Raw genomic sequence first — 22,804 nt, 5'->3', positions numbered from 1 at the left:
GTACGCGATGTCCAGGTACGGGACGTATGCCGGACACAATGGGTGTGAGTGTGATGTAAAACCCAGACATCACCGGCGGGGAGAGGGCCGAACAAAAGGCAACCGCCGCCGGAAGGGCGGCAGTTGCCTTGTCGACAAAGCGGCGTCAGCGCCTCGCGCTACTTCTCCTGCTGCTTGCGCCAGCGAATGCCGGCCTCCAGGAAACCGTCGATCTCGCCGTTGAACACGGACTCGGGGTTGCCCACTTCGTGCTCCGTACGCAGGTCCTTGACCATCTGGTACGGGTGCAGCACGTACGAACGCATCTGGTTGCCCCAGGAGTTGCCACCGTCGCCCTTGAGGGCGTTCATCTTGGCCTGCTCCTCCTGGCGGCGCCGCTCCAGGAGCTTGGCCTGGAGGACGTTCATGGCGGTGGCCTTGTTCTGGATCTGGGAGCGTTCGTTCTGGCAGGAGACCACGATGCCGGTGGGGAGGTGGGTGAGCCGCACCGCGGAGTCCGTGGTGTTGACGCCCTGGCCGCCGGGCCCGGACGAGCGGTACACGTCGATCCGCAGCTCGGACTCGTCGATCTCGATGTGGTCGGTCTGCTCCACCACGGGGAGGATCTCGACGCCCGCGAAGGAGGTCTGCCGACGCCCCTGGTTGTCGAAGGGCGAGATGCGCACCAGCCGGTGCGTGCCCTGCTCGACGGAGAGGGTGCCGTAGGCGTACGGCGACTGCACGGCGAAGGTGGTCGACTTGATACCGGCCTCCTCCGCGTACGACGTCTCGTAGATCTCCGTCTTGTAGCCGCGCTGCTCGGCCCAGCGCAAGTACATGCGCTGGAGCTTCTCGGCGAAGTCGGCGGCGTCCACGCCACCGGCCTCGGCGCGGATGTTGACGAGCGCCTCACGGGCGTCGTACTCGCCGGAGAGCAGCGTGCGGACCTCCATCTCGTCCAGCGCCTTCTTGACGGCCGTGAGCTCGGACTCGGCCTCGGCGCGGGTGTCCGGGTCGTCCTCCTCCTCGGCCATCTCGAAGAGCACCCCGAGATCGTCGATCCGGCCGCGCAGGGCCTCGGCCTTCCGCACCTCGGCCTGGAGGTGGGAGAGCTTGCTGGTGATCTTCTGCGCCGCTTCCGGGTCGTCCCAGAGGGACGGCGCGGCCGCCTGCTCCTCGAGCACGGCGATGTCTGCCCTCAGCCTGTCGAGGTCCAGGACGGCCTCGATCGACTCCATGGTCGAGGAGAGGGACTTCAGCTCTTCGGATACATCGACGACTGCCACGCATCCAGCGTAACGGCTCCGCCAACCGGCCTTCGCCGGGTCGTCACCGGACGGCGGTGGTACGGCGCGCCCGGCGTCACGGGGAGGCCGGTGCCGAGTTCCGCGTGTCCTGGGGCCCGGCGCCGCTCTCGTCACCGCTCGTGGCCAGCCACGTGCCGACGCCGATCGCCGCCAGCAGGGCGACCGCGCCCGCGCCGACGGCCAGCCGGCGGCGCCGCGCGGCGGCTCGGTTGCGGGCCGAACCGGGGCGCCGGGCGCCGGACGCGCGGGGGGCCCGGGCGGTGCCGTGGGCGCCGCCGGCCAGCTCGTCGGGGGCCGGTACGCGCATGGAGGTGTGCGTGTCGCGGTTGGAGTCGGCCGGCTTCGGCCCCGGCACCAGCGGCACCGCTCCCCGGCGCCGTACGGGCTCCCCGGCGGGCGCGGGGGACGCCGCGGACTCCTCGGGCGTGTCCTCCTCCTGCTCCGCGTCGGGCTCGTCCACCTCCAGCGGCCCCATGCCGGCCAGCATCGGCAGCAGCTCGCGCAGTCGGGCGCCCAGCTCGGAGGCGCGCAGCCGGGAGGCCGGCGCCTTGGCGAGGCACTGGACGAGCAGCTGCCACAGCTCGTCCGGGATGCCGGGGAGAGGGACGACCGACTCGGTCACATGGCGGCGCAGCACCGCGCCGGGGTGGCCGCCGCCGAACGGCGTGAAGCCGGCGAGCAGCTCGTACAGGACCGTGGCCAGCGCGTAGATGTCCACCGCCGCGCGCGGGGGCAGGCCCTCGACGATCTCCGGGGCCAGGTAGTCCGGGGTGCCGATGATCTTCGTGGCGCGGGTGCGCCGCGGGGTGTCGATGAGCTTGGCCACCCCGAAGTCCGTCAACAGGGCCGGGTGCGAGCCGCCGGGGCCGAGCGGGCCCCGCATGTCGAGCAGCACGTTCTCCGGCTTGACGTCGCGGTGCACGACCCCGGCGGCGTGCGCGGCGGCGAGGCCGTCGGCGACGTCGGCGACGACGGCCACCGCGGCCTCGGGTGCCAGGCGCCGCTCCCGGTCGAGGCGGGTGCGCAGATCCGTACCGCGGATCAGGTCCATGACCAGGGCGAGGTCGTTGCCGTCGACCACCAGGTCCCGCACGGAGACGACGTGCGGGTGCTCCAGGCCGAGCAGGGCGGTGCGCTCCTGCACGAAGCGTGAGACGAGCTCCTGGTCGGACGCCAGGTCCTCGCGCAGCAACTTGATCGCGACGGGTCCCTCGGGGCCCTCGCCCAGCCACACCGTGCCGGCGCTGCCCCGCCCGAGGATCTGGTGGGCGGTGTACCGGCTGCCGATCTTCCGTGCCAAGACTGCTCCTACCGACGCGTGTTGCGCTTAAAAGTACGCGTCCGAGGAGCCGAGCTTGACAGGGGAGGCCGAAATCACCCGCTGGGTGTCGACAAATCTCCAGACTCGGTTACCGGTACATCTCCGGACTCAGCTACCGCTCGACGTCCCGCCGCCCAGGTCCCCGATCCAGTCGGTCGCGGTGGTGAACCAGTCGCTGAGCTGTGCCCAGTAGCCCTGGCCCGTGCCGATCCAGTCCTGCAGCGGGCTCAGCTCCCAGATCAGCCAGCCGGCCACGAACAGGACGACGACCGTGACCAGGCATCCCTTGAGGCAGCCGAGGCCGGGGATGCGCATGGGGTTGGCGCTGCGCTGCCGCGGCGGCCGGGGCTCACGCCGGGGCGGCTGCGGCTCGGGCGTGGGCGGCGGGGCGTAGCGCTGCGGCTGGGGCCGGGGCGGCTGCTGCGGCTGCTGCGGCTGTGGGGCGGCGTACCGCTGCGGCTGCTGCTGCTGCTGCTGCTGATAGCCGTAGCCGGGCTGCTGGGGCGGCGGGCCCTGCGGAGCCTGCCGGGGCGGCTGCTGCGGGCGGGCCACCTGCCGCTGGGGGCGGCGGCGCAGCGGGTCGTCGTTCGGGTCGATGTACTGGACCTGCGTCTGCTCGTTGCGGTCGCGGGCGGCGCGCAGCTGGTTCTGCCAGGGGTGCGGGTCCTCGGCGCCGCCGGACTGCCCGCCCTGCCCCTGCCCCGGGCCGCCCGGCTGTCCCGGTGGCACCGGCGGCATGACGGCGGTCGGGTCGGCCGCGCCGCGGTTCGGGAGTACGGCGGTGGGGTCGGCGGCGCCCGCCGTGGAGCCGGTGTGCGGCAGGACACTCGTCGCGCCGTTCGGGTCGTGGGCGCCGGGCGGGTTCTGCGGCAGGACCTGCGTCGGGTCGGCGGCCCCGGGGTCGCCCGGGACCTGCGCGGGCGCCGGGTCGGGGGCGAGGAGCACGCCGACGCTCTCGGCGGCGCCGATCTGCGCGCTGTTCGCGTGCACGCCGATGCCCTCGGCGACGACACGCAGGCCGCGGGCGAGATTCTCGGCGCTGGGGCGGTCGTCGGGGTTCTTGCGCAGGCAGCGCTCGATGACCGTCCACAGCGGGTCGGGGACGGTGGAGGGGCGGCGCGGTTCGGCGCTCAGGTGCTGGTGCAGCACCTCGAGGGCGGAGCCCCCGCCGAACGGGGGCCGGCCGGTGACCAGCTCGTACAGGAGGATGCCGGCGCCGTAGACGTCGACGGCGGAGGTCTGCGGGCGGCCCTCGGCGGACTCCGGCGCGACGTACGCGGGCGTGCCGACGAACTCGTGGGTGCGGGTGAGGCCGGGTGAGTCCGCGAGACGGGCGATGCCGAAGTCGGTGAGCATCGGATGCATCTCGCCGCCGGTCTGCTTCAGCAGGACGTTGGCCGGCTTCAGGTCGCGGTGGACGACACCGTCGGCATGGCTGGCGGCGAGCGCGTCGGCGACCTGCGCGGTGAGCAGAGCGGCGGCAACCGGGGTGAGCGGCCCGTTTTCGCGCAGGTAGCGGTGCAGGTCCGGACCGTCGATGAGATCCATGACGAGGGCCAGCAACTCGCCCTCGACGACCAGGTCGCGGACCCGGACGATGTTGGGGTGGGTCAGCCGGAGCAGGACGGAGCGCTCCCGCAGGAAGCGCATCACGATGTCGGGATCGCTCGCGAGCTCCTCCTTGAGCACCTTGATCGCGACGGTCTCGCCGGGCTGACCGGCCACGGCCGCCTCGGCGCCCGCGGTCTCCCGCTGGCGGGCGCGCCAGACAGTGCCCGTGGCGCCGCGGCCGAGGGGCTCCTCGAGGAGGTACTTGCTGCCTACCGGCCGCACGTCATGGCTCCCTGTTGCTTGCTGGCTGTTCCGACCCACTGTAGTGCCGTGCTCCCGGCACCGGGCTGTCGTCGTCCTGTGCTTCCCATTGGTCCACCGGTGCGTCTTACGTTCCGCTTCCGGCGCATGTTCGAGGGAAAGACGCTCGACCCGGTCCCATGGTTGTCGGGCCCGGACGTGACCGATCTCAAGAGGACGTCATTCGATCACCGACGCGACACCTGTCAGGCACTTTTGCGGGCAGAGCCGACCAATCAAGATCATTTGATGGCGGGCGACGGGCACATTGTCAGCGGCAGGTGCGAGGATGCGTGCAGTACTGGCCGACGTGCTCGTGTGGCGGTGGGGGAAGTCCGCGGTGGGGGACCGTGGTGAACGGCTTCTGTCCCGGCGCGCGGGTGCCCGCGCGAAGGGACCGCTGACGGCGATGCAGATCCGGCTGACCGTCGTAGACCCGCTGGGCCCGCATGCTTCGGTGGGGGGCCACGCCGCGAGCTGCGACGTGCTGGTCACCGCACCGCCCGGCACGGCCCTGGCCGCGATCGCCTCCGCGCTGGCCGCGGCGCTGCCCGGCGGGGAGAGTCCGGGCTCCGCCCAGGTCGTGCTCTACGCCGGGGCGCAGCGGCTCGACGCCCAGCGCAGCACCCTGGGCGAGCCCCCGCTGACCGACGGCGCGGTGCTCTGCCTGGGCGCCCCGGGCGAGCCCGACCCGCACTCCGAACCGGCCGACGTCCCGGCCCAGCTCCACGTGGTCGCCGGCCCCGACGCGGGCGGCGTCCACCTGCTGCACGGCGGCCAGATCCAGCTCGGCCGCTCCGCCGACGCCGACATCGCGCTCGACGACCCGGACGTCTCCCGCACGCACTGCGCCGTGACCGTCGCCCCCGACGGCCGCGTCTCGGTCGCCGACCTCGGCTCCACCAACGGCACCACCCTGGACGGCACCCGCGTGGGCGACCGCCCGGTCCGCTTCGCGCCGGGGGCGCTGCTGCGGATCGGCGAGTCGGCCCTGCGCCTCGTGCCGGTTCCCCAGGGGGCGGTCGCGCGCGTGGCGACGACACCCGACGGGGAGGGGCACATTCGGCTTTCCGGGCCGGAGACGTCCCGGCCGCGGGGAGCCGGGCCGAGCTCCGGCGCGGACGCCGGGGACGAGGTGGCGCACGCGCGCGTGGCCGACGGGGCGGAGGGCCACGCCCGACTGGGGGGCGAGGCGGGCGGCCCCACAGGCGCGACCAGCAGTACGGACGGCACCGCACACCCGTACGGCGGCGGTACGGACGGTTCCGGACACGCGGCCAGGGGGACGGACCGCCCCTCGTGGACGGCCGGGGCGGCGGACGTCCCCGGCCGCAGGGCCGAGGAATGGGACGGTCTCCCGCGGGGGTCCGGTGCCGGGACGGACCGGAGCGCCCGGTCGGCGGACCGCGACCGCCCCGCCGGGCGAACGCACCACGCCTACGGCGCCGCGGGCCCCCACACCGGCGCGACATCGCCCGAGCCCCCTCACGTCGTCCCCGGGCAGGGCTGCGCACCACGCATCGAGAGCCGCGGCACCGGCCCCACGGCGGGTGCGTCCCGAGCGGCCCCGGCCGGGGGCGAGACCCACGGTGGCCCCACCGGCGCGGGCACCCACGGTGCGGGCGGCCCCTACCGTGCGGGCGCCGCCCATGGCGCCGGCGCGCACGGAGCGGAGGCATACGGAGCAGGCGCACCCGGCACGGGCGCCAACGGTTCGGAGGCGTACGGCACGGACGCGTACAGCACGGACGCATACGGCACGGACGCATACGGCGCGCGGGGCGTGGGCGTATCCGGCGCGGGCGCGCACGAGACCGGCGCGCACGGCGCAGGGACGCACGGCGCGAACATTGCCGGAACCGCCCCCTTCGGTGAGGCCTCCGGCCCCGCCGGCACCTCCGGACCGGACGGCGGCACCCGGCGCAAGGGCACACCCCTGCGCGGGACCGACGTGCCCCCGGGCGTGCGCAGGCGCGGCGGGCTCGGCGCGTGGGCACGGCGGCTGGCCGGAGGCCGCGGCGGCACGCAGGACGCCGCCGATGCCGGTACCCACGCCTACGACCGGGAGCCGGCCGGCCCGGTGCCGACGGCCCCGGGCGGCACCTCCCGCGCTCCGGAGACCTGGCCGGACCCCGCCTCGTTGCTGCTGACCGCGCTCGGACCGGGACCACGACTGTGGGAGCGCGGCCCGGGCCACCCGGAGGCGCTCACCGTGCGGCTCGGCACGGCCGACCGGGTGGCGCCCGGCGGCGACGCGCCACTGCCCGCGGTCCCGGTGACCGCCGGGCTCCGCGAGGTCGGGGCGCTCGGACTGGCGGGCCCGCGCGCGCGGCTGGCCGGGCTGGCCCGCGCGGTACTGGCCCAGCTCGCCGCCCTGCACTCCGCCGACTTCCTGGAGATCGTCCTGATCAGCGCGGACCGCTCCCGTCCGCTCGCCGAGCGGGCCGCCGAGTGGTCCTGGGCGGGCTGGCTGCCGCAGCTGCGCCCGGGGCACGGCCAGGACTGCCGTCTACTGCTCGCCTACGACCGCGAACAGGCCACGGCCCGCGCCAACGAGCTCCTCCGCCGCCTGGAAGACCACCTGACGGACACCCGGACCGGAGGAGCACGGCCACCGGCTCCGGCCGGCACGATCCCGGCCCAGCCGACGGCGCCCGCACGGGACGCACGCCAGATCCCGGCCACGGCTCCGGACACGACCACGCTCCCGGCCACCGCCCGGCAGCCCTCCTGGGCGCGGGCCGACGGCGGCGCCGGCCCGGCAGGCGGCTTCGCCGGGCCGTACACCGTGGTCGTCGTGGACGGGGACCCCGGCGGTGCCGACGTGCGCGAGGCGGTGGCGCGGCTGGCCCTGGAGGGCCCGCGGGCCGGCATCCACGTCCTGTGCCTCGCGGAGACGGCCGCCGCCTCCCCGACGTCCCCGGTGACGGAGACGTACGAGGCGGCCTGCGCGGTGTCGCCGGTGTTCCGGGAGTGCGGTGCCGTGGCACTGCTCAGCGGCGACGTGGCGACGGCCCTGCGACTGCTGCGCGTCGCGCGTACGGGCCCCTCCCAGGGAGCTCCGGCCCCCGGCCCTGCCCTCCCCGCCGTCCCCGCCACGTCCGCCGTCCCCGCCACGCCCGCCGGCCCGGTCGGGCACGGCACCCTCGGTACGGTCGACGCCGTCTCCCTCGCCTGGGCCGAGCGGTTCGCGCGCGCCCTGGCCCCGCTGCGCACCGACGGCGCGGCCGGCGACCGGCACACGCGCGTGTCCGCGCCGCTGCCCCAGGCGGCCCGGCTCCTCGACGAGCTGGGCCTCGCCCGGGCCACCCCGGCCTCCCTGATGGCCCGGTGGGCCGACGCGGCCGACGACAGGGAGGCCCTCGGCGGACGCGCGCACGCCGTGCTGGGCGCCGGACCGCGCGGCCCGGTCACGGCCGACCTCGTCGCGGAGGGACCGCACCTGCTGATCGAGGGCCCGCCCGGCAGCGGCCGTACCGAGCTGCTGCGGGCACTCATCGCCTCGCTCGCCTCCGCCGAACGCCCCGATCGCCTCGGCATCGTCCTGATGGACGGCCGGGACAGCGTGGGCTCGGGCGGCGGCGGGCACGGGGAGGGGCTGCGCGTCTGTACGGACGTACCGCACGTCACCACCCACCTCACCGCCAACGACCCGGTACGCATGCGGGAGTTCGCGCAGTCCCTGAGCGCCGAACTGAAGCGGCGCGCCGAGCTGCTCGGGCGGTCGGACTTCGCCGAGTGGCACACCGGGCGCGAGGTGTCGGGCCGGCTGGTCGCACAGCGCACGCCGACGGGCGGCGGCCCCGGCCGCCCGGCACCCGCGGTCACATCGGACACCGGGGACGTCGACTCCCCGCCCAGCTCCACGATGCGGCTGCGCCCCGGCGCGGCCCGGCGCCGGGTGGGCGCGGTGCCTCCGCTCCCCCGCCTCGTCGTGGTCGTGGACGACCTCGACGCCCTGGTCACGCCCCCGCTCGGCTCCCCCGGGCGGCCCGCGGCGGGGTCGGTGATGCGGGCGCTGGAGGCCGTCGCACGAGAGGGCGAGCGGCTCGGCGTGCATCTGGTGGCCGCCACCGCGCCCGGCGGCCGTACGGCCCAGACGGAACCCGCGCTCCGCGCCACCCTGCGCGTCACCCTCGACACGCCGGCTCCCGGACCGGACGAACCGATGCCGGGACGTGGGCGGCTGGCCGGCCCGGACGGACGGGTCGTGGTGTTCCAGGGCGGCCGGGTCACGGGCCGCATCCCGCGGACGGCGACCCTGCGGCCCACGGTGGTCCCCCTGGAGTGGCACCGCATGGGCGACCCGCCCGCCCGGCGCCCCGTGCGCGAATTGGGCAACGGACCGACGGACCTGGCGCTGCTGGCCAGCGCGTTGGAGCGGGCGGCGCGGGAGGTGTCGGCGGCGGAGGTGCCTTCGCTGCTGTAGTCGGCGCCCGCAGCGTACTACCCACCCATCCCTGAGTACCTTCGGCACTCACGAATTGCATGAGAGGAGCCTGAAATAGACGTGAAAAATAGAACTGACGCTTGATATGTTGTCGCGTTCTTATCAAAGGGATGGCACCTGTGCGCTGAAGCGGGGGACCAAGTATCGGCGTTGGGTCCTCTGACAGCCAAGGAGTCGCATGAGCCGGAAACGACGCTGGTCCCTCGGAAGACGCAGACGAGCCAGACGCGTCTCCTTGGTGACAGCCTCGGTGGTACTGCTCAGCATGCTCGCAGTACCGGTCACTGCCGCTGACGGCGCGGCCGACGGACCAGTGGAGCCGATCCATCGCACGGCCCGCCAGCAAGTGGCGGATCTCTGGGCAATCGGCGGCGACGGAGTCAGAGCCGCTGCGGAATCCGCCCTCCTCGGCGACGGCGATGACATCGCCACCTTCCTCGCCACATACGGAGACCTCCGGACCCAGGACCACAGGGTCGAGGCGGCACAACTCGCAGACCTGGGCGGGGACAACACGCTCGCCGCCGTTCGTCAGGCCCTGACCGGCTCCGACGGAGACCTGGCTCGTCTGGTCAAGGGTGGCTGGCTGGAGCCCTTCGAGCAGGATCAGCGCATTCTCATCGCCCGTGCCATCGACGCCGGTGGCACGGAGGTACAGGCGCGCGGCCGCACAGCGCTCGAGGGCACGGCCGAGGACGTACAGGCTTTCCTGGACACAGGACTGAGTGAGGCTCAGCAGCAGGACGACCGAGTGCTTGTCGCCCAGCTCATCGCCACGGGCGGCCCTCAGGTCCGGGCGGCCGGGCAACTCGCCCTGACAGGTACCTCCGACGACATCCGCGAGTTCGTCAAAGTGGGGCAGTTCATCGCGCGCAGCCGCGATCAGGAACACGCCACCGTCGCGGATCTGGCGAGTCAGGCCGAGCGCGCGGGCAAGTTGGCCGCCAAGGAGACCAAGGCCGCCGAGGACGCCTCCGACGAAGCGGTCAAGGCCGCCGAGCTGGCCAAGGACGCGGCAGAGAGGGCCGCGAAGGAAGCGGCAGCCACCAAGCAGGACTCGGTGGACGCCGCACGCGCCGCGGGCCGGGCCGCGAAGGCCGCCACGTCGGCCGCTGCGGCGGCGCAACGAGCCATCTCGGCCGCGAACGCCGCGAGCCGGTCCGCGCGCGTGGCGGCAACGGCCGCGGCCCAGGCTGCCGCGGCGGCGGTCGGGGCCTCCACAGCCGCCTCCCACGCACGCAGCGCCGCGGCAGCTGCGGCGACCGACGCCACGAAGGCCGACGCGGCGAAGGACGCCGCGGTCAAGGCACGCGCCGCGGCCGAGGGAGCGACCAAAGCAGCCGACGCCGCGGACCAGGCTGTGAAGGCCGCCGGGGCCGCCGTCCAAGCGGCGTCTTCGGCCGCCGGTGCCGGCGCCAACGCTGCCGCGGCGGCTGACGCGGCAGTGCTGGCGGGACAGTACGCCGGCCAGAGCAGTGCCGCGGCACAGCAGGCCCGGAGCGCCGCGGCATCAGCCAATCGTCAGGCCGCCGAGGCCAATCGTGCCGCCGGCGCTGCCAAGTCGTTGGCCGGCCAGGCGGCCGTGGCGGCCACAGAGGCTCGCGACGCCGCCCGTTCCGCCGCCGGCCACGCTCGCAACGCGGCGGACGCAGCGGACGAAGCAGCGGAGCACGCCGGTGAAGCCACCGAGGCGGCCGAGCGATCGACCGAACATGCCAAGGCTGCCACGGCGGCCGCGGACAGCGCCTCCGCTGCCGCGGCGAAGGCGGAGACGGTCTACGCGCTGGCCCGCAAGATCGAGGCAGAGGAGCTTCTCCTCCGTACCAACGCCGGCATCGCCACGGCCCGTGACCTGAAGGCCGAGGAGGAGGCCGCCAAGAGGCGGAACACGGAGCAGGCCGCCGCAATCGAGAAGTCCCGCGACAAGGCGGCGGAGCTTTCGCGTCAGGCCCAGGAAGGTGCCGACGACGGGGAAATAGCCGGTCTGGGTCGGCAGGTCGCCCTGCTCGATCTGAAAAACGGCAGGCCATGGTTGCGGGCCGCCGCACAGACGGCGTTGGGCGCGGACACGGCGGGCGTCGTGGAGTACGTGCGTACCGGCCGTGCCGACGCCCAGGCGCAGGACGACCGCACAGAGGTCGAGCGGCTGGCGGAGGAGAGTGCTGTCAAGGAGGTGCGAGACGCCGCCGAAACCGCCTTGGACGGCGATGCTGCCACGGTGAGCGCCTTCCTGTACGAGGGGCAGTACGCCGCGGGCAACGAGGCGTTCCGTATCGCAGTGGCCCAGGCCGCGGCTGCCGGTGGGCCCGTCGTCAAGGAGCGCGCGCGCCAGGCACTGAACACCGACACCTCGGAGGCCTACCGGACGTTCCTCACCGGAACACTGGAGGAGGCCCAGGAGCAGGACGACCGTGTGCGGGCCGCCCAACTGGTCGAGATCGGCACACCGGAGGTGCGGGCCGCCGCTCGCATCGCTCTGGAAGGACCGGCCTACCTCCTGCACCGGTTCATCGAGTCCGCCCAGTACACCGCCCAGCGCAAGGACCTGCTGGCTCTCACGCACGATCAGCAGGTACAGCAACTCGTCGCCCAAGCCGCCATGGTGGCCGCGGAGGCACAGAGGGACGCGGCAAACGCGAATGCCACCGCGGCCACGGCACGTGACGCGGCCGAGGATGCGCAGGAGTGGGCGGACAAGGCCAAGGACTCGGCCGCCCTGGCGGCGACCTACGCCACGGAGGCGGACCAGCACGCGAAGGACGCGGAGGCATCGGCTCAGCAGGCGGCGGAGTCGGCTCGAACAGCGCGCGCCGCGGCGCAGCGAGCCGACAAGTCGGCGCACTGGGCAGCAGTCTCGGCCGCCGACGCCACGCTGTCCGCCAATCTGGCCCAGACCTCCGCCGGTGAGGCGTGGGCGTCAGCCGCGCAGGCCCGCGTCTCCGCAGAACGCGCCGGCAAGAGTGCGGCCGAGGCGAAGACCGCCTCGATCGGTGCATTCACGGCCGCCGTCACGAAGTACCGCGAAGAGGCGGAGCAGCGTCGTCGCGAGGCCGTGGCCAAGAAGGAGGCCGCGGAAGCACAGGGCATGACGCCTGCGGAGCTGTACCGCTGCAACTTCCTCGGCTGCGAGGCGAAGGAGCGTCCGGCGCGCTACTGCCAGCACAACTGGGTGATCTGTGACCTCGCGGAAATGGGACCGAGTGCCGAGGCTGCCGCCAAGAGGCTCTGGGAGTTCGAAAAGGCCGTCCTCGGGCTCAGCGAACTGGAGAACTGCATACGCAAGGGCGATTTCAATTCCTGCGTACAGTTGCATCAGGACGTACTGATCTCGTCGAAGTTCCGGATGCTGAGCGTGGCGGGCCGGGCCCTGCGCGACCTGACGCGCGGCTGCACCCAGTGTTTCCTGCCCGGCACCCGGGTCCTGATGGCGGACGGAAACAGCACACCGATCGAGAAGGTCCACGCGGGGGACTGGGTCCGGGCCACCGACCCCGTCACCGGCGAGACCGGCGCCCGCCGGGTCGTACAGCAGATCGTCACTCCGGAGGGCGACAAGCACCTCTCCGCGATCAGCATTCGAGGCCCCACCGGGGAACACGGGGAGGTCACGGCCACCGACGACCACCCGTTCTGGAGCCCGAGCCTCCGCTCCTGGGCGGTGACCGGCCATCTGCAACCCGGTGACACGCTGCTCACCGCGGACGGCACCGAGGCGACGGTCGTCACCGCCCGCTCCCTCGAACAGCGGACGAACACCTACAGTCTCACCGTCGAGGGTCTGCACTCCTTCTACGTGCTGGCCGGCGGTACCCCGCTCCTGGCACACAATTCGGAGTGCAAGGTACTGGTGCTGGGAGTCACCGAGCACGTGGAAGCCGAGACCACCCGGCTGGACGGCTACAACTTCATGGACCCCAAGCTGCAGGAAGAGGTTGGCAAGCTCCCTGACGGGACGCCGTACGCCAAGTGGATGGCCGAAGTCGAGAACGTCATGAGAAACAACGGAAAAATTGCCGTGAGCCTCAAGGGCTTCGACCCCCCAGGCGCTTCGTACCAAGAGAAGTTCGACCTAGCCCTGCGACACGTGCAGGAAGGCAACTGGCGTTCCACCGAGTGGGAGATGAGCCGACTCGTCTATCATCACCGACTGGAAAACCTCGACTGGGACAACATCGAATTCTACGATGACAAGGGCATAAAAACCGACATCGACCCACCTGGAGGAAGGTAGAAGATGATCACGAGTGACGTCTTCTCCTCCGACCGCACGTTCACGGTGTGGCAGTACACGATCGCCCACCACTCCCGGGTCCTGCTGCGCAGTCCGCGTCCATCGGAGGCCGACACCCGGATCGACCTTCACGTGGGCGGTGTCACAGCCATGTTCCTGCGCCCTTCTTATGAACGGATCGCAATCCGTTCAGGTACGGAGGACGAGAGGAACAGCATCATCTCACTGACCGGAACCGCACCGTTCGAGCACGGCGAGATCCTTCACATGATCGGACGGGATCGCACGACCGGATTCATCGTGGGTGGCCCGCTCCAGTACCACGAGTCCCACGCGTCGGATGACGAGCCTTCCGGATTCCTGCGTATGCCCCCGACTGAATAGCGACACCGACTGCGCGGCCACGCGGCCCGGTCCGGCGATATGCCGGACCGGGCCGCAGCTTGAACACCTCACAACGACCCTGGAGAGACATGGCAGAGATCTTCCGTTCCGACCGGGTCTTCACGCTGTGGCACTACACGGCGGCACACGGCAACCGCCTGCTCCTCCGAGCCAAGGCCGACGGGACGAGTCCGCGCATCGACTTGCACGTCGACGACGTCGTCGGACTGCTGCTCGAACCGGTGTACCACGGTCTGGTCATCCGGGACGGCACGTCTGCGGAGGCCCAGCGGGTGCGGACCGAGTACGGCATCTCCGTCGAGGGGTCAGTCCGCCTGCAGGTGATCGGCGAAGACCAGATGCGGGGATTCGTCGTGGGCAGTCCACTGCGGTGGCGAGCGGACCAGGGCGGAACCCGGGATCCCTCGCCCTTCGGACCGATTCCCGGAACAGCCTGACGCGGCCCGGGCACTCGGCGCCCCGGCGAGTCACGACGCGGTCACGATCTTCCTCTGGACGCCGGACGCGCTCTTGCCGCCCCCACCCCCCTGGCGTACACCAGAGCCCACGGGACAGCGCCGGACGTTCGACGAGGAACGAAGAACGGGGCAGTGATGCGCACAAGCAGAACCTTCCGATCCCACAGGACCGTCAAGAGGACCACCCGGGCCGCCGCCGCCCTCGCCGCGGGAGCTCTCGCGCTCTCGCTCACCGCGTGCGGCGGTGACGACGACAACGGCAGCGGCGACAACGGCAGTCAGGGCAACGGCGACAAGGAGACGGCCGCCACCGTCACCCTCCCCGACCTGGACGGCGAGAGCCTGGAGGTCGCCGCCGTCTGGACCGGCGCCGAGCAGGAGAACTTCAAGAAGGTCCTCGCCGAGTTCGAGAAGCGCACCGGCGCCAAGGTGACCTTCGTGCCCGCCCAGGACCCGATCATCAACTTCCTCGGCTCGAAGATCGCGGGCGGCGCCCCGCCGGACGTCGTGATGCTTCCCCAGCCCGGCGCCGTCAAGCAGGCCGTCGAGAAGGGCTGGGCCAAGCCGCTGGGCAACGAGGCCCGCGCCGAGCTGGGCCGGAACTACTCACAGGGCTGGCAGGACATCGGCACGGTCGCCGGCAAGCAGTTCGGCGTCTACTACAAGGCCGCCAACAAGTCCCTGATCTGGTACAACGCGCAGGTCTTCGAGAACGCGGGCGCGGCCGAGCCCAAGACGTGGGACGAGCTGCTCACCGCCGCCCAGACGATCTACGACTCCGGCGTCACGCCGTTCTCCGTCGGCGGCGCGGACGGCTGGACCCTCACCGACTGGTTCGAGAACGTCTACCTCTCGCAGGCGGGCCCGGAGAAGTACGACCAGCTGGCCAAGCACGAGATCAAGTGGACCGACCCGTCCGTGAAGGAGGCGCTGACCACCCTCGCCGAGATCTGGGGCAAGAAGGACTACGTCGCGGGCGGCGCGACCGGCGCGCTGCAGACCGAGTTCCCGGCCTCGGTGACGCAGACCTTCACCGGCGGCGACCAGCCCAAGGCGGGCATGGTCTACGAGGGCGACTTCGTGCAGGTCAACATCGCCGAGACGGACGCGAAGGTCGGCACGGACGCGAAGGTCTTCCCGTTCCCGGCCGTCGGCGACACCGCGCCGGTCGTCTCCGGCGGCGACGCGGCCGTGATCCTGGAGGACTCGAAGGCGTCGCAGGCACTGGCCACCTGGCTCGCCTCCTCGGACGCGGCGGAGATCCACGCGAAGCTCGGCGGCTACCTCTCGCCGAACAAGAACGTCGACACGTCGGCGTACCCGAACGACGTGCAGAAGAAGATCGCCGAGGCGCTGGTCGCGGCCGGCGACGACTTCCGCTTCGACATGTCGGACCAGGCCCCGCAGGCCTTCGGCGGCACGCCCGGCAAGGGCGAGTGGAAGGCGCTGCAGGACTTCCTGAAGAACCCCGGCGACGTCGAGGGCGCGCAGCAGCAGCTGGAGGCGGACGCGGCCGCCGCCTACGGAGGCTGACGCGATGGCGGCGACACCGGCGGCGGGGGCCTCACCGGCCCCGGCCGCCCCCAAGTCACCCAAGTCACCCAAGCCACCCACCTCACCCAGGCCGCGCAGGAGCGTGACCGGCACCCGCAGGACCGTGGTGGTCCTGTTCCTGCTGCCCGCCCTGGTGCTGCTCGGCGCGCTCGTGGTGTACCCGATCGGGTACTCGCTGATCCGCAGCTTCTACGACCAGTCCGGCGACGGCTTCGCCGGATTCGACAACTACCAGGCGCTGTTCACCGACGACGGCATCCGCACCGCCCTGAAGAACAACATCATCTGGGTGGTGTTCGCACCCACGGTCGCCACCGCGCTGGGTCTGATCTTCGCGGTGCTGACCGAACGGGTGCGCTGGGGCACGGCGTTCAAGCTGGTCGTCTTCATGCCCATGGCGATCTCGATGCTGGCGGCCGGCATCATCTTCCGCCTGGTGTACGACCAGGACCCGGACAAGGGCGTCGCGAACGCCGTGTGGGTCGGGGTGCACGACACGTTCGCGGAGTCGTCCGCGTTCCCGAAGGCTCACCCGGGGCGTGAGTCGCCGCTGGAGCCGGCCGGCGGCGGCGCGTTCATCACCAAGGAGCCGGTCACTACGAGTGGGACGGTCGTCCTGCCGCTCGTCGGCGTCGCCCCCGACATGATGCCGGACGGCGCGCGGAAGGCCGTACCGGCAGAGCCCGAGGACGGGAAGATCACCGGGACCACCTGGCAGGACTTCACCCGCGGCAAGGGCGTCGGGAAACTCAACGGCGTCGACGCCGCCGAGCTGGGCTACGCCGGGATGAGGATCGAGGCGGTGAAGGACGGCAAGGTCGTCGCGGAGACGACGGCGGCCGGTGACGGCACCTTCACGCTCCCCGCCGCGGCCGACGGGGCGCAGCTCAGACTCCCCGCCGACAACTTCAAGGAGCCCTACAACGGCCTGAACTGGCTCGGTCCCTCGCTCGTCACCCCGGCCATCATCGGGTCGTACGTGTGGATGTGGGCGGGCTTCGCGATGGTGCTGATCGCGGCCGGGCTGGCGGGTGTCCCCCGGGAACTCCTCGAAGCGGCCCGGGTCGACGGCGCCAACGAGTGGCAGGTCCTCAGGCGGGTCACGGTCCCGCTCCTGGCGCCGGTCCTCGCGGTCGTCGCCGTCACCCTGATGATCAACGTGCTGAAGGTCTTCGACCTGGTCTTCATCATCGCTCCCGGCTCCTCCCAGGACGACGCGAACGTGCTGGCCCTGGAGCTGTACCGCAAGGGCTTCGCCACCGACCAGCCGGGCATCGCCAGCGCCATCGCGGTGTTCCTGCTGCTCCTGGTCATCCCGGTGATGTGGTTCAACGTACGGCGGCTCAGGCGGGAGGTCAGGCGATGACATCGCGTCCGCCGTGCGGCGGCCGGGGGTCCGGGGGTCGACCCCCGGGTGGGTACAGCAACGTACGGCGGCTCGGGCGGGAGGTGCGGCGATGACCACGGACGCGGGCTCCCCCACGAAGACGGCGTCGACGCCGCCCGGGTCGGCCGTCAAGGCGAAGCGGTCGCTGGGCTCCCGGCTCGCCGAGAGCGTCAGCGGCGGACTGGTCCAGGTGTTCCTGATCGTCGTGGGCCTGTTCTGGCTGGTCCCGACGATCGGCCTGCTGCTGTCCTCGCTGCGCACGCCGCAGGACATGGCGGCGAGCGGCTGGTGGGAGATCTTCACCAAGCCGTCCCAGCTCACCTTCCAGAGCTACGAGGAGCTGCTGAAGAACGGCGACATCACCTCCTCCCTCCTCAACACCGTGATGATCACGGTCCCGGCGACCGTCCTGGTCGTGATCATCGGATCGCTCGCCGGATACGCCTTCGCGTGGATGGACTTCCCGGGCCGCGACTGGTGGTTCCTGGCCGTCGTCGGACTGCTCGTCGTGCCCGTCCAGGTCGCCCTGATCCCGGTCGCCGAACTCTTCGGCGAAGTCGGCCTGTTCGGCTCGGTCGTCGGCGTGATCCTGTTCCACGTCGGCTTCGGGCTGCCCTTCGCGGTGTTCCTGCTGCGGAACTTCTTCGCGGAGATCCCGCGAGAGCTGCTGGAGGCCGCCCGGCTGGACGGCGCGGGTGAACTGCGGCTGTTCGTCCGGGTGGTGATGCCGCTCGGCGGGCCCGCGATCGCGAGCCTGGGCATCTTCCAGTTCCTGTGGGTGTGGAACGACATGCTGGTCGCGCTGATCTTCTCGGACTCCGGGAGCCAGCCGATCACGGTCGCCCTGCAGACGCAGGTACGGCAGTTCGGCAACAACATCGACGTACTGGCGCCGGGAGCGTTCATCTCCATGGTGATCCCGCTGGCCGTGTTCTTCGCGTTCCAGCGGCAGTTCGTCTCGGGCGTCATGGCGGGCGCCGTCAAGTAGGCGCGACACCAACCATGGGGGGGCGGGCCGAACACCGGCTCGCCCCCTCCTTCGTACGAGCGTTTCCCGGGTGCGCGAAGTCCCCCGAATGCCGCAGGGACCGTAACCAAGTCACTCCACCGGCCGTTCCCGGGCCGAACGCCCGCGCCGACTCCGCCGGCCCCGCCGACCCATGGATGCCCCGTGCCCCGGTTCAGTGTCATCGTCCCCGCGTACCAGGTTCAGGCGTATCTGCACGCGTGCCTGGAGTCGGTGCTGTCCCAGTCGTATCCGGACCTCGAACTGATCGTCGTCGACGACTGCTCACCGGACGCCTGCGGCGCGATCGCCGACGAGTTCACGGCCCGCGACCCGCGCGTACAGGCCGTGCACCTGCCCCTGAACCAGGGCCTGGGTCCCGCGCGCAACGCCGGGATGGAACGGGCGAGCGGCGACTACCTGGTCTTCCTCGACGGCGACGACACCCTCACCCCGGGCGCGCTGCGGGCCGTCGCCGACCGGATCAAGGAGACCGGGGATCCGGACGTCCTGGTCTACGACTACGCGCGTACCCACTGGTCGGGCGAGGCGGTCCGCAACCAGGCCGCCGCACACCTCACCGAAGAGGGCCCGGCGCCCTTCCGGCTCACCGACCGGCCGGGACTGCTGAGGCTCCTGATGGTGGCCTGGAACAAGACGGTGCGGCGGGAGTTCGCCGAGCGCGAGGGCTTCACCTTCCCGCCCGGCTACTACGAGGACACCCCCTGGACGTACCCGGTCCTGATGACGGCTCAGTCCATCGCCACCCTGGACCGGGTCTGCGTCCACTACCGGCAGCGCCGGCGGGGCAGCATCCTGGGCACGCCGAGCGAGCGGCACCTCGACGTGTTCGGGCAGTACGACCGTGTCTTCGCGTTCCTGGAGTCGCACCCGGAGCCGGCCCGCTGGCGGCCGTTGCTCTACCGCCGCATGGCCGACCACCTGACGACGGTGTTCACCCGGCCCGACCGCGTCCCGCGCGCCCTGCGCGGGGAGTTCCTGCGCAGGGCCCGCGCCCACTGCCGCCGCTACCGGGTCCCCGGTGCTCCCGCCCCGCTGCCCGTCCGCCTGCGCCACGCCCTGCTCCGCCTCGGCCTGCGCCGCACCTACGATGCCCTGCGCCTGACGTCGGCCCTGCACCGCCGGACGGTGAAGGGCACCGCCAAACTGCTGCACGCCGTGCGTGCCGCCGTCCTCCGCCTGCACTACCGCGTCCAGCGCCGCCTCCCCCTGCGCGCCGACCGCGCCCTCTTCGCCGCCGACGGGGGTCGGGGGCACGGCGGCGACCCGGGCGCGCTGGAGGAGTCGTTCCGCGAGCTCGTCCCGCACGTGCGGACCGCGTGGGCCGCCGACCCCGCGCACCACCACACGATCCCGACCGGCACACGCCGCCTCGTCCCCGGCACGGCCGCCTACTGGACGGCGCTGGCCCGCTCCCGCTACCTGGTGCACAACGCCGCCTTCGACGCCGGCCTGCTCAAGCGCAAGGGGCAGGTCCTGATCCAGACGCAGGCCGGGACTCCTCTCAAGCACATGGGCCTGGACCTCCAGGAACGCCCGGCCGCGGCGGGCGGCACCGACTTCGCCCGGCTACTGCGCGACGTCGACTCCTGGGACTACGTCGTCTCCGCCAACCGCCACTCCACCCTGGTCTGGGAGCGTGTCCACCCCGGCCGTTACACCACGCTGGAGTACGGCCAGCCCCGCACCGACGTCCTCCAGCGGGCGACGCCGGGGGACGTGGCCCGGCTGCGCGAGAGCCTCGGCATCCCCGGGGGCACGGTCGCGATCCTGTACGCGCCCACCCACCGGGACTACCGGCGCACCCAGCGCGCGGCCCTGGACCTGGAGCGCGTCCTCACCCGCCTCGGTCCCCGCTACATGGTGCTGGCCCGCGCGCACCCCCGGCACTGCGGTCCGCTCGCCGAGTCCGGGGGCCGGATCCTCGACGTCAGCGGCCATCCGAGCGTCCAGTCGCTGTGCCTGGCCTCGGACGCGCTCGTCACCGACTACTCGTCCCTGATGTTCGACTACGCGGGCCTGGACCGGCCGATCGTGATCCACGCGGACGAGCCGGAGGCGTACGAGGCGGCCCGCGGCACCTACTTCGCCCTGAGCGCCGTCCCGCCGGGCGCGATCGCGCGGGACGAGGACGAGTTGATCGACATCTTCGCGGACGGCCACTGGCGCGGAGCCCGGTCCGACCGGCTGAGGGCCGAGTTCCGCGAGCGGTTCTGCCCGTACGACGACGGCCGCGCGGCCGAGCGCGTCGTACGCCGCGTGGTGCTGGGAGAGACGGGCCCTCCTCCGGTCGTGCCGCTCGCCGAACGGCGCCCCGCCCCCTCCGCCGCCGCGGCCCTCGGGCGCACCCCGCTGGCCACGGTGCCGAAACCCGCCGGGCCCCGCACCGTCACCGACAGCCTCTGACCGGCGTTTGACCACTGGGAGTTCGCATGCCCCGCAGTTCGTCGCGGCCCACTCCGACCCGGCCACCCACCTGGCGGCCGACGGGTCGGCCGGGCCGCCGGACGGCAGGAGCGGCGGGGTGCGGCTGCCGAGGGAGCGTCCAACGGACAGGCGGCTCCCACCGGACGGGCGCCTTGCGTGTGACCAGGAGAACGAGAGAAAGAGCAGTATGCCCCGCTTCAGCATCATCGTCCCGTCCCATGGGGTCGCGGGGCGGCTGTCCCTGGCGCTGGACTCGGTCCTCGCGCAGTCCTTCGGCGACTTCGAGCTGATCCCCGTCCACGACGCCCCGGACCGCGCCGAGGCGGAGGTCGTCCAGGAGCGCGCCGAACGGGACTCCCGGGTGGCGCCCGCGCACTCGCCGCCGTCGGCCGGGCTGGCCGGGGCCCGCAACACCGGGATGCGGGCGGCGACCGGCGCGTATCTGCTGTTCCTGGACGGCGACGACGTCCTCGTCCCGGGCGCGCTGGCGGCGCTGGACGCGCGGCTGGCGGACACCGGCGGCGTCGACGTGCTGTACACCGGACACGAGCGCGTGCCCTGGTGGGAGGGCGAGCCGACCAACCCGGCCGCCCCGCTGCTCGCCAAGGCCCCGGACGGCGCGTTCGCCCCCGACCGCGCCCCGCACCTCACCGGTGTGCGGCTGCCCGCGTGGAGCGCGGTCTACCGCCGCACCTTCCTCGCCGAGCGGCGACTGGCCTTCCCCGACGGGCACTTCACGGACGTCGGCTTCGGCGCCCTGGTCGCGGCGCGCGCCGAACGCGTGGCCGTGCTGCGCTCCGTGGTCGTACGGCATCTGGTGCGGCGCCAGGGCAGCCGTCTGAACCTGCCCGGCGAGCACCACGCGGACCTCCTCGACCAGGCCGAGCGGGCGCTCGCGGACGCGGCCGCGCGCAGGCTGCCGGACGAGCGGCGCGGCCCGCTGTTCGAGCAGCTCTTCGCCGCGGTCCTGAAGACCGCCACGCATCCTCGGCGCCTGACGCGCCAGGGGCGCCGCGCCTTCTTCCGCCGGGCGAGTGCTCTGTACCGGCGCCACCGTCCCGCCGGGTTCCGGCCCCCGGGCGGCCGGCTCGGGGTCCAGCACCGGCTGCTGGCGTCGGGGTCGTACGCCGCCTTCCGCGCCCTGCGCGCCACCAACCGGGCGGCGACCGGGGTGCTGCGTCGCCTGCCCCGCCCGCACGGCCTGCGCACCCGCCTGCGCTACCGCCTCGGGCTGCGCCGCCCGCTGGATCCCGACCTCGTCGTGTACTGCGCCTACTGGGGCCGCGGCTACGCCTGCAACCCGGCCGCGATCCACGCCAGGGCCCGCGAACTCGCCCCGCACCTGCGCTCGGTGTTCCTGGTCGAGCCCGGCCAGGAACACACGGTCCCCGAGGACGTCGACCACGCGGTGATCGGCAGCCGCCGCTACTGGGACGTGCTGGCCCGCGCCACGTACCTGGTCAACAACGCCAACTTCGCCGAGGACGTCGTCAAGCGCCCCGGCAGCGTGCACGTGCAGACGCAGCACGGCACCCCACTGAAGACGATGGGCGTCGACCAGTCGACGTACCCCGTGGTGGCCGCGGCCAGCGGCAGCTTCGCCAAGCTGCTGGGCCGTGTGGACCGCTGGGACTACAACCTCTCCGCCAACCGCCACTCCACCCAGATGTGGGAGCGCGCCTTCCCCGGCTCCTACGAGAACCTGGAGTACGGCTATCCGCGCAACGACGTCTACTGCACGGCGACCGCCGACGACGTCGCCCGCGTCCGGCGCGAACTGGGCGTGCCGGAGGGGAGGACGGCCGTCCTGTACGCGCCCACCCACCGGGACTACGCGACCGGTTCCGACACCGGACCGGGCACCGGCGGGCTGGACCTGGAGGCGTTCTGCGAGGCGGCCGGCGAGAACGTGGTGGTGCTGCTGCGCGCGCACTACTTCTACGACCGGGGCGGCGCGCGGAGCGGCGGCCGGGTCATCGACGTCACCGCGCACCGCTCCTCCGAGGACGTGTGCCTGGCCGCCGACGCGCTGGTCACCGACTACTCGTCGATCATGTTCGACTACGCCAACCTGGACCGGCCGATCGTCGTGTACGCCGACGACTGGGACGTCTACCGGGAGACCCGGGGCGTCTACTTCGACCTGATGGCCACGCCGCCCGGCCCGGTGGTACGGACGCCCGACGAACTGGCCCGCGTCTTCCGCGACGGCTCCTACGCCGGCCCCGCCTCGACGGCGTCGCGGGCCGCGTTCCGGGAGCGGTTCTGCGAGTTCGACGACGGCCGGGCCGCCGAGCGCGTCGTACGCCGGGTGCTGCTGGGCGAGCCGCCCGAGGCGCTGCCGCCCGTGATCCCGCTCGCGGAGCGCGTCCCGGCCCCCGCCGCCGCCACCTTCGTGAGGAGCTGA

General features: G+C 72.8%; 12 protein-coding genes. 9 read left to right on the top strand and 3 right to left on the bottom strand.

The annotated features are described in order from the left end of the window. Nucleotides 1-158: 158 nt before the first annotated feature. From prfB to ABEA26_RS09665, 3 genes are all read right to left on the bottom strand, one after another. Nucleotides 159-1,265, bottom strand: coding sequence for a peptide chain release factor 2 (gene prfB, locus ABEA26_RS09675; protein ID WP_345591061.1), 1,107 nt, complete (start codon nt 1,263-1,265; stop codon nt 159-161). A gap of 76 nt (nt 1,266-1,341) precedes the next feature. Beyond that, nucleotides 1,342-2,586, bottom strand: a complete 1,245-nt coding sequence (locus ABEA26_RS09670; RefSeq protein ID WP_345591059.1) for a serine/threonine-protein kinase — start codon at nt 2,584-2,586, stop codon at nt 1,342-1,344. A 129-nt stretch (nt 2,587-2,715) separates the two neighbouring features. Next, nucleotides 2,716-4,440, bottom strand: coding sequence for a serine/threonine-protein kinase (locus tag ABEA26_RS09665; RefSeq protein WP_345591058.1), 1,725 nt, complete (start codon nt 4,438-4,440; stop codon nt 2,716-2,718). Nucleotides 4,441-4,867: 427 nt separating this feature from the next. On the opposite strand from ABEA26_RS09665, the gene ABEA26_RS09660 reads away from it, so the two are divergent. From ABEA26_RS09660 to ABEA26_RS09620, 9 genes are all read left to right on the top strand, one after another. Beyond that, the gene (locus ABEA26_RS09660; protein WP_345591064.1) at nt 4,868-8,887 is read left to right on the top strand and encodes an FHA domain-containing protein; all 4,020 of its coding nucleotides are present in this window, start codon (nt 4,868-4,870) and stop codon (nt 8,885-8,887) included. A 286-nt stretch (nt 8,888-9,173) separates the two neighbouring features. After that, nucleotides 9,174-13,139, top strand: a complete 3,966-nt coding sequence (locus ABEA26_RS09655) for a polymorphic toxin-type HINT domain-containing protein (RefSeq protein ID WP_345591055.1) — start codon at nt 9,174-9,176, stop codon at nt 13,137-13,139. 3 nt (nt 13,140-13,142) lie between these two features. Then, a complete protein-coding gene (locus tag ABEA26_RS09650) occupies nt 13,143-13,523 on the top strand; it encodes a hypothetical protein (protein ID WP_345591053.1) in 381 nt (126 codons plus the stop codon). 89 nt (nt 13,524-13,612) lie between these two features. Next, a complete protein-coding gene (locus ABEA26_RS09645) occupies nt 13,613-13,981 on the top strand; it encodes a hypothetical protein (protein WP_345591051.1) in 369 nt (122 codons plus the stop codon). A gap of 156 nt (nt 13,982-14,137) precedes the next feature. Further along, on the top strand, nt 14,138-15,535 hold the full coding sequence (locus tag ABEA26_RS09640; protein ID WP_345591050.1) for an ABC transporter substrate-binding protein: 1,398 nt from the start codon (nt 14,138-14,140) through the stop codon (nt 15,533-15,535). A gap of 4 nt (nt 15,536-15,539) precedes the next feature. Beyond that, a complete protein-coding gene (locus ABEA26_RS09635; protein WP_345591048.1) occupies nt 15,540-16,922 on the top strand; it encodes a carbohydrate ABC transporter permease in 1,383 nt (460 codons plus the stop codon). A 91-nt stretch (nt 16,923-17,013) separates the two neighbouring features. Further along, nucleotides 17,014-17,931 carry a carbohydrate ABC transporter permease gene (locus ABEA26_RS09630; protein WP_345591046.1) on the top strand — a complete coding sequence of 306 codons (918 nt, stop codon included), beginning with the start codon at nt 17,014-17,016 and terminating at the stop codon, nt 17,929-17,931. A 183-nt stretch (nt 17,932-18,114) separates the two neighbouring features. Then, entirely contained in the window at nt 18,115-20,376 is a 2,262-nt protein-coding gene (locus tag ABEA26_RS09625) for a bifunctional glycosyltransferase/CDP-glycerol:glycerophosphate glycerophosphotransferase (RefSeq protein ID WP_345591045.1), read from the top strand. A 208-nt stretch (nt 20,377-20,584) separates the two neighbouring features. After that, nucleotides 20,585-22,804, top strand: coding sequence for a bifunctional glycosyltransferase/CDP-glycerol:glycerophosphate glycerophosphotransferase (locus ABEA26_RS09620; RefSeq protein ID WP_345591044.1), 2,220 nt, complete (start codon nt 20,585-20,587; stop codon nt 22,802-22,804).

This window comes from Streptomyces marokkonensis (assembly GCF_039539045.1).
Lineage (GTDB): Bacteria > Actinomycetota > Actinomycetes > Streptomycetales > Streptomycetaceae > Streptomyces > Streptomyces marokkonensis.
Note: the sequence above shows the minus strand (reverse complement) of the source record. Positions and strands in the feature narration are given on the sequence as shown.

What these genes read in the sequence shown, in the direction of transcription:
- ABEA26_RS09630 (WP_345591046.1), top strand. Translation starts at nt 17,014, where the DNA reads ATGACCACGGACGCGGGCTCCCCCACGAAGACGGCGTCGACGCCGCCC.
- ABEA26_RS09635 (WP_345591048.1), top strand. Translation starts at nt 15,540, where the DNA reads ATGGCGGCGACACCGGCGGCGGGGGCCTCACCGGCCCCGGCCGCCCCC.
- ABEA26_RS09660 (WP_345591064.1), top strand. Translation starts at nt 4,868, where the DNA reads ATGCAGATCCGGCTGACCGTCGTAGACCCGCTGGGCCCGCATGCTTCG.
- ABEA26_RS09655 (WP_345591055.1), top strand. Translation starts at nt 9,174, where the DNA reads ATGCTCGCAGTACCGGTCACTGCCGCTGACGGCGCGGCCGACGGACCA.
- ABEA26_RS09650 (WP_345591053.1), top strand. Translation starts at nt 13,143, where the DNA reads ATGATCACGAGTGACGTCTTCTCCTCCGACCGCACGTTCACGGTGTGG.
- ABEA26_RS09645 (WP_345591051.1), top strand. Translation starts at nt 13,613, where the DNA reads ATGGCAGAGATCTTCCGTTCCGACCGGGTCTTCACGCTGTGGCACTAC.
- ABEA26_RS09640 (WP_345591050.1), top strand. Translation starts at nt 14,138, where the DNA reads ATGCGCACAAGCAGAACCTTCCGATCCCACAGGACCGTCAAGAGGACC.
- ABEA26_RS09620 (WP_345591044.1), top strand. Translation starts at nt 20,585, where the DNA reads ATGCCCCGCTTCAGCATCATCGTCCCGTCCCATGGGGTCGCGGGGCGG.